This is a genomic window from Chromobacterium sp. IRSSSOUMB001, assembly GCF_023507765.1.
GTDB lineage: Bacteria > Pseudomonadota > Gammaproteobacteria > Burkholderiales > Chromobacteriaceae > Chromobacterium > Chromobacterium haemolyticum.
In genome coordinates this window covers 136,150-151,331 of sequence record NZ_JALCYU010000001.1, presented here as the reverse complement: position 1 = coordinate 151,331, position 15,182 = coordinate 136,150, and the positions used below count along the sequence as shown (strand labels likewise).

Annotated in this window: 13 protein-coding genes; 6 read left to right on the top strand and 7 right to left on the bottom strand. The window is 64.0% G+C overall.

Annotated elements, in window-relative coordinates; genetic code table 11:
- The first annotated feature begins 51 nt into the window (after positions 1-51).
- The 6 genes from MOV80_RS00670 (at position 52) to MOV80_RS00645 (ending at position 6,608) form a co-directional block, all read left to right on the top strand.
- A complete protein-coding gene (locus MOV80_RS00670; RefSeq protein ID WP_019103671.1) occupies positions 52-1,185 on the top strand; it encodes a PilT/PilU family type 4a pilus ATPase in 1,134 nt (377 codons plus the stop codon).
- Between the two features lie 7 nt (positions 1,186-1,192).
- A complete protein-coding gene (locus tag MOV80_RS00665; protein WP_019103672.1) occupies positions 1,193-1,543 on the top strand; it encodes an arsenate reductase in 351 nt (116 codons plus the stop codon).
- Positions 1,540-2,673, top strand: a complete 1,134-nt coding sequence (gene dapE, locus MOV80_RS00660; protein WP_118266811.1) for a succinyl-diaminopimelate desuccinylase — start codon at positions 1,540-1,542, stop codon at positions 2,671-2,673. Before MOV80_RS00665 ends, dapE begins: the two co-directional genes overlap by 4 nt.
- Positions 2,674-2,819: 146 nt before the next feature.
- A complete protein-coding gene (locus MOV80_RS00655; RefSeq protein WP_019103674.1) occupies positions 2,820-3,449 on the top strand; it encodes a MarC family protein in 630 nt (209 codons plus the stop codon).
- Between the two features lie 288 nt (positions 3,450-3,737).
- The gene (gene ccoG / locus MOV80_RS00650) at positions 3,738-5,099 is read left to right on the top strand and encodes a cytochrome c oxidase accessory protein CcoG (RefSeq protein WP_081576071.1); all 1,362 of its coding nucleotides are present in this window, start codon (positions 3,738-3,740) and stop codon (positions 5,097-5,099) included.
- Between the two features lie 114 nt (positions 5,100-5,213).
- Positions 5,214-6,608 carry a PLP-dependent aminotransferase family protein gene (locus tag MOV80_RS00645; protein WP_019100563.1) on the top strand — a complete coding sequence of 465 codons (1,395 nt, stop codon included), beginning with the start codon at positions 5,214-5,216 and terminating at the stop codon, positions 6,606-6,608.
- A gap of 6 nt (positions 6,609-6,614) precedes the next feature.
- On the opposite strand, the gene uhpC is transcribed toward MOV80_RS00645, so the two are convergent.
- The 7 genes from uhpC to MOV80_RS00610 form a co-directional block, all read right to left on the bottom strand.
- Positions 6,615-7,964, bottom strand: coding sequence for an MFS transporter family glucose-6-phosphate receptor UhpC (uhpC, locus tag MOV80_RS00640; RefSeq protein ID WP_043591721.1), 1,350 nt, complete (start codon positions 7,962-7,964; stop codon positions 6,615-6,617).
- A gap of 72 nt (positions 7,965-8,036) precedes the next feature.
- Positions 8,037-8,837 carry an inositol monophosphatase family protein gene (locus MOV80_RS00635; protein ID WP_118266809.1) on the bottom strand — a complete coding sequence of 267 codons (801 nt, stop codon included), beginning with the start codon at positions 8,835-8,837 and terminating at the stop codon, positions 8,037-8,039.
- Between the two features lie 12 nt (positions 8,838-8,849).
- The gene (locus MOV80_RS00630; protein ID WP_118266807.1) at positions 8,850-9,983 is read right to left on the bottom strand and encodes a branched-chain amino acid ABC transporter substrate-binding protein; all 1,134 of its coding nucleotides are present in this window, start codon (positions 9,981-9,983) and stop codon (positions 8,850-8,852) included.
- Between the two features lie 75 nt (positions 9,984-10,058).
- A complete protein-coding gene (locus MOV80_RS00625; RefSeq protein ID WP_019100559.1) occupies positions 10,059-11,540 on the bottom strand; it encodes an aldehyde dehydrogenase in 1,482 nt (493 codons plus the stop codon).
- Between the two features lie 12 nt (positions 11,541-11,552).
- Positions 11,553-12,428 (bottom strand): 4-hydroxy-tetrahydrodipicolinate synthase, encoded by an 876-nt coding sequence (gene dapA / locus MOV80_RS00620; RefSeq protein WP_118266805.1) that lies wholly within the window; start codon positions 12,426-12,428, stop codon positions 11,553-11,555.
- A gap of 44 nt (positions 12,429-12,472) precedes the next feature.
- The gene (nhaC, locus tag MOV80_RS00615; protein ID WP_019100557.1) at positions 12,473-13,876 is read right to left on the bottom strand and encodes a Na+/H+ antiporter NhaC; all 1,404 of its coding nucleotides are present in this window, start codon (positions 13,874-13,876) and stop codon (positions 12,473-12,475) included.
- A gap of 60 nt (positions 13,877-13,936) precedes the next feature.
- Positions 13,937-15,181 carry an FAD-dependent oxidoreductase gene (locus tag MOV80_RS00610; RefSeq protein WP_249604756.1) on the bottom strand — a complete coding sequence of 415 codons (1,245 nt, stop codon included), beginning with the start codon at positions 15,179-15,181 and terminating at the stop codon, positions 13,937-13,939.
- Between the last annotated feature and the right edge of the window lies 1 nt (position 15,182).

Genomic DNA, 15,182 nt, shown 5'->3' with positions numbered 1-15,182 from the left:
CTTTAAAAAACCGTTTTATTGATAAACCTTGCCGCTTCCGGGTGCCCGATTATGTTGATGCTGCCGTTTTTCAAATTGATGGCCGAACGCCGCGCCAGCGATCTGTTCTTCACCAGCTTCTCTCCGCCGATGATCAAGCAGAACGGAGAACTGCTGCCGCTGAATGAAAAACCGCTGACCGCGGACATGGTCAAGCAACTGGCCTACAGCTTGATGAGCGAAGAGGAGATAAGCGTCTTCGAGCAGGAGCGGGAAATGAATCTGGGCCATCCCGTGCCCGGCCTCGGCAGTTTCCGCATCAATATCTTTTGGCAGCGCGGCTCGGTGGGCATGGTAGTGCGCTACATCCTGCCCAATATTCCTTCGTTGGATCACTTGCAGCTGCCGCCGATACTCAGCGAACTGATCAAGCTCAAACGCGGCCTGATCCTGGTGGTAGGCTCCACCGGCTCCGGCAAAAGCTCCACCGTGGCGGCGATGCTGCAAACCCGCAACCAGACCATGAGCGGCCACATCCTCACTGTGGAGGACCCGATCGAGTTTCTGTTCCGCCACGACAAATCCATCGTCAACCAGCGCGAGGTGGGCTTCGACACCCTCTCCTACGCCCGCGCGCTGAAGAACGCGATGCGCGAAGCGCCGGACGTGCTGATGATAGGCGAGATCCGCGACCCCGAAACCCTAACCCAGGCGGTCACGTACGCCCAATCCGGCCATCTGTGCATTTCCACGCTGCACGGCAACAACAGCTATCACATGCTGAGCCGAGTCATCAATTTCTTCCCGGCGGAAAGCCGCGCCGCCTTGTTGATGGACCTCTCCTCCGCGCTGAAGGCGGTGGTTTCGCAGCGCTTGATCCCCACCGTGGACGGCGCCCGAGTGCCGGCGATTGAAATATTGATCAACACCCCGCGCATTTCGGAGTTGATCCGAAACGGAGAGATAGACAAAATCAAGGAGGCCATCGAAAGCAGCATGAGCGATGGTTCACAAACCTTCGAACAGGCGTTGTACCGGCTCTACAGCACGGGACGCATCAGCCTGGACGAGGCCCTGAGAAACGCCGACTCGCCCACCAACCTGTACTGGCTGATCAATCAGAGCAAGGAAAAAGCGGCGAGCGGCGACGATAAGCAAGCCGGCGGCGAGCCGCCAAGCTTCGACAGCATCAAACTGGACCTGTAACCCACCCATGATTACTCTTTACGGCATCCCCAACTGCAGCACCGTCAAAAAAGCGCGCCAATGGCTAAGCGACAACGGCCTCGACTACCACTTCCATGATTTCAAGAAACAAGGCGCGGACGCCGCCAGCCTGGAGCGCTGGGCCGACGCGGTCGGCCTCGCCAAGCTGATCAACCGCCAGGGCACCACCTGGCGCGGGCTGCCGGACGAGGTCAAGGCCGGCGCCGATCAACTGCCGGCCGCCCTGGCCTTGATGCAGGCCACCCCCTCTGTGATCAAACGCCCGGTGCTGGACGCAAATGGCAAGATCAGCGTCGGCTTCGTCGAAGCCGACTGGGCGGAGCGCCTGCTGAAATGAGCGCAACCCTAGAACTAGCGCGGCAACTGATCCGGCTGGACTCGGTCACCCCTCGCGACCAAGGCTGTCAGGAGCTGATGATAGCCCGGCTGGAAGCCATCGGCTTTCGCGTGGAGCGCATGCGCTTCGGCGACGTCGATAATTTCTGGGCGCGCCGCGGGGGCGACGGCCCGCTGGTCTGCTTCGCCGGCCACACCGATGTAGTGCCCACCGGCCCGCTGGAACAATGGGACAGCCCGCCGTTCGAACCCACCGTCCGCAATGGCTTGCTCTACGGCCGCGGCGCCGCCGACATGAAAGCCTCGCTGGCGGCCTTCGTCACCGCCTGCGAAGATTTTGTCGCCCTCCACCCTGGACACACGGGCTCCATCGCCCTCTTGATCACCTCGGACGAGGAAGGCGTGGCGGTGGACGGCAGCGTTAAGGTAGTGGACGCACTGGAAGCGCGTGGCGAAACCATAGACTATTGCATCGTCGGAGAACCCACTTCGGACCAAGCCCTGGGCGACACCATCAAAAACGGCCGCCGCGGCTCACTGTCCGGCCAGTTGATCGTGCACGGCATCCAGGGGCACATCGCCTACCCGCATCTGGCCAAAAACCCGGTGCATCTGATGGCGCCGGCGCTGGCGGAACTGGCGGCGACGCGCTGGGATGAGGGCAACGCCTTTTTCCCGCCCACCAGCTGGCAGGTCTCCAACATCCACGCCGGAACCGGCGCAAGCAACATCATCCCCGGCCATTGCGAAATTCGCTTCAACTTCCGCTTCTCGCCGGAGAGCAGCGCGGAATCGCTGAAGGAGCGCGTCTGCGCCATTCTGGACCGCCACGGCTTGGGCTACGAACTGCACTGGCAGTTGTCCGGCCAGCCCTTCCTGACCCAGCCAGGCAAGCTTACCGATGCCCTCAGCCGCGCCATCACCGCCGTCGCCGGCCGCCAGGCCGAACTGTCCACCACCGGAGGCACCTCCGACGGCCGCTTCATCAAACGCATCGCGCGCGAACTGGTGGAGTTCGGCCCGGTCAACGCCACCATCCACAAGCTGAACGAATGCGTGGAGGTGGCCGACATCGAACCGCTGTCCGAAATTTACCGCCGCACGCTGGAGCAATTGCTGAACACGGACTGAGCTGAATTCCGGCTATGCTGAAACCGGTTGCGCCCAATTGGGCCAACCGGTTTTTTACGTGGAGACGCCCCTGTCTGACGCAGTGCCGACGCTTCCCGTCTCCCGCCTGAATGCGCAGCCCTTCAGCGAAAGGTATGATCCGAACCATGGAAGTCGAAATCGCAAAAATATTCATCGCGCTGCTGGTGCTGGTCAATCCGCTGGGCGCCATCCCCATCTTCATCAGCCTGACGCCCACCTCCAATCAATTGGAGCGCAAGAAGATCGCCAAGACCACGGCCATCGCCGTGGCCATCGTGCTCTGCCTGTTCGCCGTCGTCGGCGAAACTTTGCTGCGCTTTCTCGGCATCAGCGTCGGCTCCTTCCAGGTGGGCGGCGGCCTGCTGGTGATGCTCATCGCCATCGCGCTGATGAACGCCAAGCCGGGCCCCACCAAAACCACCAAGGTGGAACGCGAGGAGGCGGAAACCAAAACCAATATCGCCGTGGTGCCGCTGGCAATTCCGCTGATGACCGGGCCGGGCACCATCTCCACCGTGATCATCTATGCGACCACGGCTTCATCATGGGTACAGGTGGTTTACCTTTTGGTAAGCAGTTTGCTGGTGGCCATCACCTGCTACGGCGCGCTGGTACTTGCCTCCCCGCTGTCGCGCCTGCTGGGGCAAACCGGCATCAACATCGTCAACCGGGTGATGGGCATGCTGCTGGCGGCGGTGTCGGTGGAAATCATCGTGGACGGGATTTATCGGCTTTTCCCGCAGCTTGCCAGATAAAATCCCGTAGAACCCACAAACTTGGCAGGATTATTGTGTGGAGGCGATCAGCACAGTCCCACGCATCCAATACAGCATGAAGCGGGACCGGCCAGGGGAAGCACCCGTTTCATGCACGGGAAACTCATTGTTTTCACTTGAAGTTTCCCTAAATACCCGTCAAGCCCCAGCCCTGATCTGTATATAGACAGATTACGCTGTATACACATTTTCAAGAGCAACTGTTCATTGTTTGTACCGATCCCAAGCAGTACTAATAAGGGGTTTTCATCCAATGGTCATTTTGCCATGTCTAGCCAGCAAGCCGTCCCCATTAAAATCTATCCGCGCCTGACCACCGGCCGCTTCAACAATGTTCGGGTGTTCATGGTTCTCGCCACCCAACTGGTGTTCTTCGGCCTGCCTTGGTTGCAGTGGAACGGCAGGCAGGCTGTGCACCTGGACCTGGAACAACACCGTTTCCTGATTTTCGGCCTCACTTTCTGGCCGCAGGATTTCATTTTTTTCGCCGCCTTGTTGGTGATCTGCGCGCTGGGTCTGTTCCTTTGGACCGCGCTGGCGGGCCGGCTTTGGTGCGGTTACAGCTGCCCGCAGACAGTCTATACCCAGATCATGTTGTGGATCGAACGACTAACCCTGGGCGATCACAACGCGCGCCGCAAGCTGGACGCCGCGCCGATGAACGTGAACAAATTCACGCGCAAAACACTGGCGCACGGGCTGATGGGGTTGTTCTCGCTAATCACCGGCTTCACTCTGGTGGGCTACTTCACCCCCGTGCGCGAACTGGCCGCCGCCGCACCCAGCCTGGCCTACGGCCCGTGGGAAAGCTTCTGGATACTGTTCTACGGCGGTTTCACCTGGCTGCTGGCCGGCGTGCTGCGCGAGAAAGTCTGTCTGCACATGTGTCCGTACGCCCGCTTCCAAGGCGCAATGTTCGACAATGACACCCTGATCATCTCCTACGACAACCGCCGCGGCGAACCACGCGGCAAAAGCAAGCAGGCGGCGGACAAGGCGCGCGGCAGCTGCATCGATTGCGGCATCTGCGTGCAGGTTTGTCCCACCGGCATCGACATCCGCAACGGCCTGCAATACGAGTGCATAGGCTGCGCCGCCTGTATCGACGCCTGCGACCAGGTAATGGACAAAATCCATGCGCCGCGCGGGCTGATCCGCTACACCAGCGCCGCCGCGCTGGAAGCCGCCGGCAAACCGAACCGCCCCAGCAGCAGCCATCGTCCGCGGGTCATCGTTTACTCCAGTCTGTTGGCCGGCATCATCGCCCTGTCCACCACCGCGCTGATCCTGAAAAAGCCGTTCAAAGTAGACGTTCTGCGTGACCGCGCGGTCCTGGTGCGCGCCACCGACGACGGCCTGCTGGAAAACAGCTACAACCTGAAGCTGATCAACACCAGCGAACAAGCGCAGCGCTTCAAGATCCAAGTGGAAGGCCTGCCCAGCCTGAGGCTGGACAAGCCTGGACAGGTGGTCGAAGTCGCGCCCACGCAAACCGAGACCGTCACCGTGCGGGTGCAGGCCGAACCCGAGCACGCCACCCGCGGCGCGCACGACATCTACTTTGTGGTCAGCTCGCTGAGCCATGACGGTAGTATGATCAGGGAAAAATCCAGCTTCATCGGCGAATGAATCTAGGACCGGCCGACGTTTTTTCAGCGCCAAGCAAACGTCGGCGATCCTAGGCAGTCCATCAGGAGTCAAGCCGCGGCGCAACGCCGCCGCGGTCCAACCGCCAGGAATACAATGAGCAAGACCAGTCAACTGAGCCAGCGCTTTCGCCATGCCATCGAGCAAGGCCATCTGCGCCCCGGCGATCGCATGCCCTCGCTGCGCAAACTGTGCCTGGACCACAAGGTCAGCATCACCACCGCCCAACGCGCCTACGCCGAATTGGAAAAACAAGGCCTGATCGAATCCCTCCCCCGCTCCGGCTTCCGGGTGCTGGGCCTGTCTTCGCTGTCGCTGCGCCAAGCGCCGCCGCTGCCGGACCACCCCGGGGAGTTCCGCGCCGAGCACCTGACCATGGCACTGCCCATGCCATGGGGCTGCCCGTTCATGAACCCGGTGCTGATCAACACCACCCCGCTGACCCGCGCGCTGACCCGCGCGCTCAGCGATTACCGCTACGCGCTGTCCAGCACCGACAGCGAAGGCTACGAAGGCCTGCGCCGAGAACTGGCACTGCGCTACCTGGCCCAGGGCGTGGAGCTGGACGGCGAGGAAATGCTGATCACCTGCGGCGGCATGGAGGCGCTGAACCTGGCGATCCGCTCGGTGGCCCGCCTCAGCGGCAGCGACTGCATGCTGGTGATCACTCCGGCCTTCCCGCCCATCTTCGAGCAATTGGAACACCTGGAGCTACGCGCAGTCGGCTTCAACTGCCCGCCAGGGCAGCCGCTGGACCTGGAGCGGCTGGAGGCGCTGCTGATCCAGCACCAGCCGGCCGGCATCATCGCCATGCCCAATTTCCAACACCCCACCGGCCAGGTGATGAGCGATTCGCAAAAAGCCGCGTTGCTGGCGCTGGCGGAACGCCACCGCGTGCCCATCATCGAGGACGACACCTATCGCGAGCTGTACTTCGGCGAAGGCGCGCCGCTGCCGCTCAAAGCTTTCGACCAGCGCGGCAGCGTGCTGCACTGCTCCTCCTTCAGCAAATCGCTGGCTCCCGGCTATCGCGTGGGCTGGATCGCCGCCGGACGTTTCCGCGACAGCATTCTGGGCCTCAAACTATGCAGTTCGCTGGCCACGCCGCTGCCCAGCCAGATGGCGCTGGCCCGGCTGCTGGCCGGCGGCCATCACGAGGACATGCTCAGCCTGCTGCGCCAGCGTCTGCAAAACAATCTGGCCGCGCTGCAACAACAGATTGCCGCCCACTTCCCCGCCGACTGCCGGATGCCTAGGCCTCAAGGCGGCTACTTCCTGTGGGTGGAGCTGCCGCCCGGCGTCGACTGCCGCCGCTTGCTGCCGATGGCGATGCAACAAGGGCTGCACTTCGCGCCGTCCCAGATGTTCCACACCCCTGGCCAGGACACCGGCAACGCGATGCGGCTGAACTTCAGCTTCTTCGATCCGCTGCAACACCGCTCCGGCGTGCCCCTGCTGGCCGAACTGCTCAGCCCGGCCAACGTCCGCTAAGTCTCCTCAGGCCCGGCCACGAGCCGGCTCCAGCCGCTTGCGCTGCCCCAGCAGGGGCAGCAGCAAGGCGGCGGACAGCATGGTGGTCACGGACAGGGCGAGGAAAAACCCGTCCCAGCCCCAGGCATCGGTCACCTTGGCCAAGGGATAGCCGGACAGCGCCGCCCCCAGATAGCCGAACACGCCGACAAAACCAGTGGCGGCGCCCGCCGACTCCTTGTGCGCGGCCTCGGCCGCCGCCATGCCGATCAGCATTTGCGGCCCGAAAATAAAGAAGCCGATGAAGAAGAAGCTGCCGGCGATCAATAAGTAGTGATCGACGCTCAATGTCCACAGCAGCAGCACCGACAGCAAGATGCCCAGCGTGAAGATGATGTTCATCGGCACACGGTTGCCGCGGAAAAAACGATCCGACCCCCAGCCTGCGACAATGGTGCCGATGAAGCCCCCCACCTCCAGCCAGAAAATCGCCGAGTTGGCCTTCAGCAACGCGTAGCCATGCTGCTCCTGCAGATACTTGTTGCCCCAATCGTTGATGCCGATGCGCACCACATAAACGAACAGATAAGACGCGGCCAGCAGCCAGATGAAACGGTTGCCGAACACATAACGCCGCAGCACCTGCGCCATCGGCAGCTTGGCGCTGTTCTTTTCCTGCTCCAGTTCCAGTTCGTCTCGCCGCCAGACGCCCACCGTAGGCAACCCCATGGACGCCGGCCGATCGCGCAAACGGACGCATAGCAACAGACCGACGGCGATGCCGATAAGGCCCGGCACGATCATGCCGTAGCGCCAGCCGTACCCCATCGCCAAGGCGCCCGCCAGCAGCGGGATCAAGGCTCCGCCGACATTGTGCGAGGTATTGCAAATCGCCCACCAGAAACCCCGCTCGTTGCGCGAGTACCAGGCCGTCATCAGTTTGGCGCACGGCGGCCAGCCCCAGCCCTGAAAGAAAGCGTTCAGCGTCCACAGCGCGGTGAAGGCCAGCAGGCTGCTGCTGAAGCCGAACAGAATGTTGACGATGCCGGTGGCGATCAGCCCCAGGCCCATGAAGTAACGCGGATTGGCGAAGTCGCTCATCATGCCGGACACGAAACGCGACACGCCGTAAACAATGTAGAACATCGACAGGATGGCGCCGCCGGCGGCCCGTTCCCAGCCCAGGTCGTCCAGCATCGCCGGCATGATGGAGTTGAAACTGCGGCGGGTGAAATAGTAAACGGCATAACCGGCGTACAAGCCCAGCATGATGTGGAGCCGCCAATGGCGGTAGCTGGCGTTGATTTCTTCCTGGCTCTTGTCTACCGGCGCTTCCGGCTGCGCGCGCAGCCAACTCAGCCATGGTCTCAGGGACATGTGCGTTCTCCTCTGTCCGCGCCGCTGCGACGGCGGCGCTGTTGTTACTGGCGCGTCTCCGCGCGCCTTGCCTCAACCCAGGCGCTGAATCAGATCCAGCGCCTCGCGATGGCGGGCTGGATCGCCCGCCGCCAATACCCGGCTGCCGCTGTCCAATGTGATCGCCCTGCCCTCCCAATCGCTGATCACGCCGCCGGCGCCCTCGATAATGGGCCGCATCGCCGCGTAGTCGTAGAGCTTGAGGCCGGCGTCCAGCGCCAGATCGGTGCGCCCGGAGGCCAGCAGGCCGTAGCTGCGGCAAGCGCCGCCGTAGACCCGCCAGCCGCTGCGCTGACAAAAGCCCTGCCATACCGGCCTTTCCTCCGGCAGAAAAAAATCCGGGCTGCTGACCGAGACGAAAGCCCGCTCCAGGCTGGCGCAGCCGCGGGTGCGGCATTCGCGGGCTCCGTCGCGCGTAAACAATAAGGTGGGCAATCCCTGACGCCCGATCCAGCAATCGTCCGTGGCCGGCTGATCTATCACGCCCAGCACTGGCGCCCCCTGATGCAAAAGCGCGATAAGCGTGCCGTAGACCGGCATGCCAGCCATGAAAGAGGCGGTGCCGTCGATAGGGTCCAACACCCACAGCCATTCCGCGTCTCGCTCCCGCACGCCGAACTCCTCGCCCAGCACCCCGTGGCCCGGATAGCGCAACAGGATGCGCTCGCGCAGCTTTTGCTCAATCTCCAGATCCAACTGGGTCACCAGAGTGCGGTCCGGTTTGAACTGCGAACTCCAGTCAGAACGGGAAGCCAGCAAGTCGCGGCTGTCCGCCACCAGTTCCCGAGCGAAGCTCAGCCATTCGTCCAACTGCCCTTGGGAATACCGCATCATTCAAACCTCCTTTCACTGCATCACCGCTCTTGTCGTCCACTGGCCGTTCTTGACCTCGGAAATCGTCACCGCCGCCTTGTTGAGATCGCCTTTGGCGTCGAAGGAAAAATCAGTGCTGACCCCGGCGTAGCTAAGCTTGGTCAAGGCCGGCATGAAGCGCGCCGGTTCAACCGAGCCCGCTTGCTGCATCGCGGCGGCCACCATCATCATGCCGTCGTAGAACTGCGGCCCAAGCCGCACCACATCCTGTTTGAAACGCGCCTGATAACGCTGGCGGAAAGCCTTGCCCGCCGGTCTGTCGTTCAACTGGCCGCCGGGAATCCCGGCGAAGTGGCCTCCCGCGCTGTCGCCGGCCAGGCTGAGGAAGGTAGGCGTCTGCAGCATGTCTCCGCCCAACAGCCTTGCGTCCAGGCCCAGCCGCTTCATCTGCTTGGCCATAGGCGCGGCCTGGGCGTCGGCCCCGCCGTAAAAGATCACCTGGGGCCGCAAGGGCTTGACCGCGGTCAGAATGGCGGAGAAATCACTGGCCTTGTCGTTGGTGTATTCACGGCGAGCGATCTTGCCGCCGCTGGCCTGCACCGCCTTGGCGAACTCGTCGGCGATGCCCTGACCGTAGGCGGTGCGGTCGTCTATCACCACGATGCTCGCCGCCTTCAGCGTCTGCACCGCGAAGTGGCCCAACGCCGCCCCCACCTGGCTGTCGCTGCCCACCAGCCGGAAGGCCGTGCGATAGCCCTGCCGGGTATAAGCCGGGTTGGTGGACACAGACAACTGCGGAACACCGGCGGCGGCGTAGATGCGCGCCGCCGGGATCGACACCCCGGAGTTGAAATGGCCGAGCACCGCCTTGACGCCGGAGTCGACGAAGCGCTGGGCCACCTGAGTGCCGATGCGCGGATCGGCCTGATCGTCCTCCGCCAGCAGTTGGAAGCGCACCGGCTGGCCGCCGACCTGCAACTTGCGCGCGTTCAATTCGTCCACCGCCAGCCGCGCGGCGTTTTCATTGTCCTTGCCGTAATGCGCCTGCGGGCCGGACAAGGGCGAGGCGAAGCCGATCTTGACCAGAGTTTCGGCGGCGGCCGGCCAGGCGCCTATCAGCAACGCGGCGCCGGCGAGCGCCGCCCGCAAGGGGGTAATGGATTTCATCTCGTCTCTCCTTTGTTTTGACATGGGTGCTGCCGAAGGCGGCCCGGCGCCGCGTTGGCGACGCCGGGCCTGACTCTAGTTCACATACCAGATGGTCTTGGTCTGCTGATATTGCTCCAGCGCTTCCAGGCCTTTGTCGCGGCCGCCGAATCCGGACTGCTTGAAGCCGCCGAAGGGTGTGGTGATGTCGCCTTCGGAAAAACCGTTGACCGACACCGTGCCGGCGCGCAACGCGGCGGCGACGCGCTGCGCGCGCTTGACGTCTCGGGTGTACAGCGAGGCGGCCAGGCCGTAGACGCTGTCGTTGGCCAAGCGCACCGCCTCTTCCTCGCTGTCGAAGGTGCTTACCGCCAGGATCGGGCCGAAGATTTCCTCTTGGAAAATACGCATCTTGGCGCTGACCTGATCGAAGATGGTGGGCTCGATATACCAACCGCTGCCCAGCTCTGCGTGGATGCGGCCGCCGTGAACCAGCCGCGCGCCCTCGGCCTTGGCCGCTTCCAAATAGGCTTTCACCCGCTCGAAATGGGCTTGCTCCACCAGCGGCCCCACCTGCACCGCCGGATCGGTGGGCAGGCCCAGCTTCCAGCCGGCCAGCCGACGCTTGAGCTTCTCAAGCAACTCGTCCTTAACCCCGGCGGCGACGATCAAGCGCGAACCGCAACTGCAGTTTTCGCTCATATTCCAGAACGCCGCGGCCAGCACGTCGTCGACGATCTCGTCCAGCGCCGCGTCCTCGAACACCAACTGCGGGCTCTTGCCGCCCAGCTCCAGCACCACTTCCTTCAGATTGCTCTCTGCGGCGTATTGCAGGAACAAACGGCCCACTTCGGTGGAGCCGGTGAAGGACACCATGTCCACGTCTTGATGCCGGCCCAGCGCCTCGCCCACCGCCTGGCCGGAGCCGGTGACCAGGGTCAGCGCCGCGGCGGGAATACCTGCCTGATGCGCCAATTGGGTAATGCGATAAGCGCTGAGCGAGGTCTGCTTGGCCGGTTTCACCACCACCGAATTGCCGGCGGCCAGCGCCGGAGCCACTTTCCACGCGTACATCTGCGCCGGGAAGTTCCACGGCAGCACCGCGCCCACCACACCTATCGGCTCCTTGACGATGAAGCCCAGCGCCTCCGGCCCGGTGGGCGCCACCTTGCCGTAGCACTTGTCTATCGCCTCCGCGTACCAGGCGAAGGTGTCCAGCGTGGCCGGCAGATCGGTGTTCAGGCATTCGGTGATCGGCTTGCCGGCGTCGATGCAGTCCAGAGCCGCCAGTTCCTCCACGTGTTCGCGCAAAAGCGCCACCCACCGTTGCATCGCCTGCTTGCGCTCCGCGGGCGGCCGACGCGACCATTCGCCGGACTCGAAGCAAGCGCGCGCCGCCGCCACCGCGGCGTCGACGTCGGCGGCGTCGCCGGCGGCGACATGGCCGATCAGGCTGTTGTCCATCGGCGTCATATTGTCCAGCCGCGCTCCCCTGCCCTCATATCCGGGGATCAGCAAGCCGGCCCACAAACGCCCGGCGCGGGCGCTCTCGAATACCGCTTCCTTGCTTAATGGCATCTCAGTCTCCCGTTAACGATCGAACGCGGCCAGCGCGTCGAGAAAAGCCTTGGCTTCCGAGCCTGGCAAAGGCAGTAGGGGCAGACGCACATCTCCGGCTTCGACGCCGTGGCGGCGCACGCCCAGCTTGGCCTTCTGGTTGTAACCGCCGGACTCCATCGCCTGGATCGCCGGATACATAGCCTCCATCAGCATGCGTACTCGCGCCCAGTCTTCAGCCTTGGCGGCGTTCAACATCGCCACCTGCTCGCCGGGGAAGACATTGGCCGCGCCGCTGATCCAGCTGCGCACTCCCCAAAACAGGAAATCCGCCGCCTGGTCGTCGCAACCGCAGATCACTTCGAAATCCGGCAGCCGCGCCTGAATCAGCGCCAGCGCGCGGCTGAAATCGCCGCTGCTTTCCTTGATGCCGACGATATTGGGCACGCGGCTCAACTCGATCACGCTGGCGACGTCGATGGACACGCCGGCGCGGGCCGGGAAGTTGTAGAGAATGATGGGCAGCGCGCTGGCGGCGGCTACCGCCTTGAAGTGAGCGACGATGCCGGCCTGATCCGGCAGGCTATAGGCCGGCGGCGCCAGCATCAGCGCCTCGTAGCCCAGCTCCGCCGCCTGGCGCGCGCGCGCTATCGCGCCGCGGGTGGATAGGTCGTTGGCGCCGGCGATCAAGCGCAACCGGCCCTTGCCCGCCTTGGCCACGCATTCCAGCACTTGGCTGCGCTCGTCTTCGTCCAACGCGTAGTATTCGCCGGTGGTGCCGCAGGCGACGATGCCGGCGACGCCTTGTTCGATGAAGCGCTCGACCAGCTGCCGCAGCGCCGCCAAATCCAGGCGGCCGTCGCGGTCGAACGGCGTGACGATGGGGACCAGAATGCCTTGTTGTTGCATAGGGTGTTTCCTTTGTGCTTGAGGGTGGACGGAAGCCGCGCGGCTCAAACCGGCGTCGCGGCGGCGGGACGGGTGCGCCAAATCGCAATGTCGGCGTAGCCGTAGAACACGCTAATGGCGATCACCAGCAGGTGGTACCAAAGAAAGGGCAGATACTGCAGCGTGGACACGCCCAGCGTCGCCGCCATGAACACGCCGCCGTCGCTCCACGGCACCATGGGCGCGGTCACAGTGCCGCCGGCCTCGACATTGCGCGACAACACCCTGCGCTCAATGCCCTGCAGATCGTAATTGCGCTCGGTGATGGTGCTGGCGGTGATCAGCGACACATAGGCGGCGCCGCCGAAGAAATTACCGAAGAAACCGCCCAGGAGCGTGGAGACGGTCAGCCGGCCCGGATTATTGGCCCAGCGCAGAAAATTAGCGCTGATCACCTCCAGAATGCCGGCGCGCTCCATCAGGCCGCCAAGGCCCAGAGCGAACAGGATCAGCGCGATCACGCTGAGCATGGATTCAATGCCGCCGCGATTGAGCAAGGTATTGAGAAACTCCACGTCGGACGCGGTGCGGTTGCCGAAATACGCGGTGCGCACTGCGTCCAACAAGGGCATGTCCTGCGCCCACCAGGCGCAGACCACGCCCATGACCGCGCCGGCAGTGATCACAGGAATGGACGGTAACCGCATCGCCAGCATCCCGATCACCGCCGCCGCGGGCAGCAGCAGCCACCCATTTATGACGAAGTGCGAGGCCAGCGCCTGCATCGCCTGATCTGCGCGACTGGTATCCAGGCTGGCGTCCGCATAGAAGAAGCCGACGCCGAGGAACAACAAAGCGGTCAACAGCGTAGCCGGCGCGCTGACCCACATCATTGAACGGATATGGTCTATCAGATCCACCTTGCACAAGGAGGCGGTCATCACCGTGGTGTCCGACAGAGGCGACATCTTGTCGCCGACGTAAGCGCCGGAAATCACCGCGCCGGCCACCAGCGGCAAAGGCATGCCGAAACTGTAGCCTATGCCCATCATCGCGATGCCGGCCGTGCCGGCGGTGCCGAAGGAGGTGCCGGTGGCCAGCGAGGTCAACATGCAGATGACGAAGGCCGCGCCCAGAAATATCTGCGGGTCCATGATGGCCAGGCCGTAGTAGATGATGGCCGGCACCACGCCGCCGGCGATCCAGGCGCCGATCAGCGCGCCCACGGTGATCAACACCAGCACAGCCACCATGCCATTGTGAATGCCCTGAATCAGCCCCTGCTGCATATCGTCGTAACTGCGGCCCAGCCACACGCCCAGGCCAATCACCAGAAACCAGCTGCTGAACAAGGCCAGTTGGATGGGCAGATCCAGCACATTGAGGAACAGGAACATGATGGCGACGAAACCGGCCATCACCGCGACGACCTGAATCGCGCTCGGCAAGCGCGGCGATGTTTGCTGCATGGCGTCTCTCCTCTGCGGGTGGGTGGCCGGCGGCTCTCAGCAGCCGGTGCGGCCGCGGCGCTAAAAACGCGCCAAGCGGTAAGGATGCAAATCCAGGCCGCTGGAACGCTGCAACACCATGTCGCACAGCAACGCGCCCGTGGTGGCGGCCAGCGTAAGGCCCAAGTGGCCGTGACCAAAGGCGAAATACAGGCCGGCTCGATCCGGCGCAGGGCCGATCACCGGCACGGTGTCAGGCAGCGACGGCCGATTGCCCATCCACAAGGTCATGCCCTCGGTGGAGAAATCGCCGACGATGGCCCTCGCTTTGTCCAGCAGGATCTCCGCGCGCCGCCAATCCGGCGCCGCGTCGCGGTGCGCCAACTCCACGGTGCCCGCCAGCCGCAAACCGCCATCGGCCAACGGCAGAATCACGAAGCTTTCGCTGGCGCACTGGATGAAATGACGCAAGGCCACGCCGGCCTTGGGCAGGTTGACGTGATAACCGCGCTCGCTTTCCAGCGGCACCCGGTAGCGGCACTGGCGGGTGAAGCGGTCGCTCCAAATACCGGCGGCGACGATCACCTGCCCGGCAGCCAGCGTGCGACCGTCGGCGCAGACCACGCCGTCCACCTTGCCGCCACTCTCGCTCAAGGCGGCCGCTTCCGCTTGTTCGAAGACGCCGCCCGCGGCGACGAAGGCATCAAGCAGGCCGCGGCTGAACAGATAGGGATCGTCGACATGGGACCAGGCCGCCACCTTGACCGCGCGCGCCCACCCATCCCGCAGCGCCGGCTCGCAATCCTGAGCGGCCGCCTGATCCAGCATCTGCCAGACCACGCCGTGCTCGGCCTTGCGCCGCCAGGCCGGCAAAGCCTGCTCGAGCTCGGCCGCGTCGCGGTACAAGGTCAATGCGCCGTGCCGCCGCCACATGCCGTCCAGCCCGGCCCGCGCCACCAACGGCGCGTAGTCGGCGGCGGCTCGGTTCAACAAGACAGCCAGCGCGCGGGTCAGCGAAGCCACCCGCGCCGGCCGGCTGGCCAGCGCGAAGCGCGCCAGCCACGGCGTCAGCGTCGGCAGATAGCGCCAGCGCACCGCCAGCGGTCCCAGCGGATCCAGCAACCAGCCGGGCAATCGCCGCCAGACTCCGGGCTCCGCCAGCGGGATCACATCGCTGACCGCCAGCGCGCCGGCGTTGCCGTAGCTGGTTTCCCGCGCCGGCTCGCCGCGGTCCAGCAACAGCACCTCGAGACCGGCCAGCCTCAATTGCAGCGCCGTGGCGATGCCCACCACGCCGGCGCCGACGACAATGACGCGAGCGCTCATC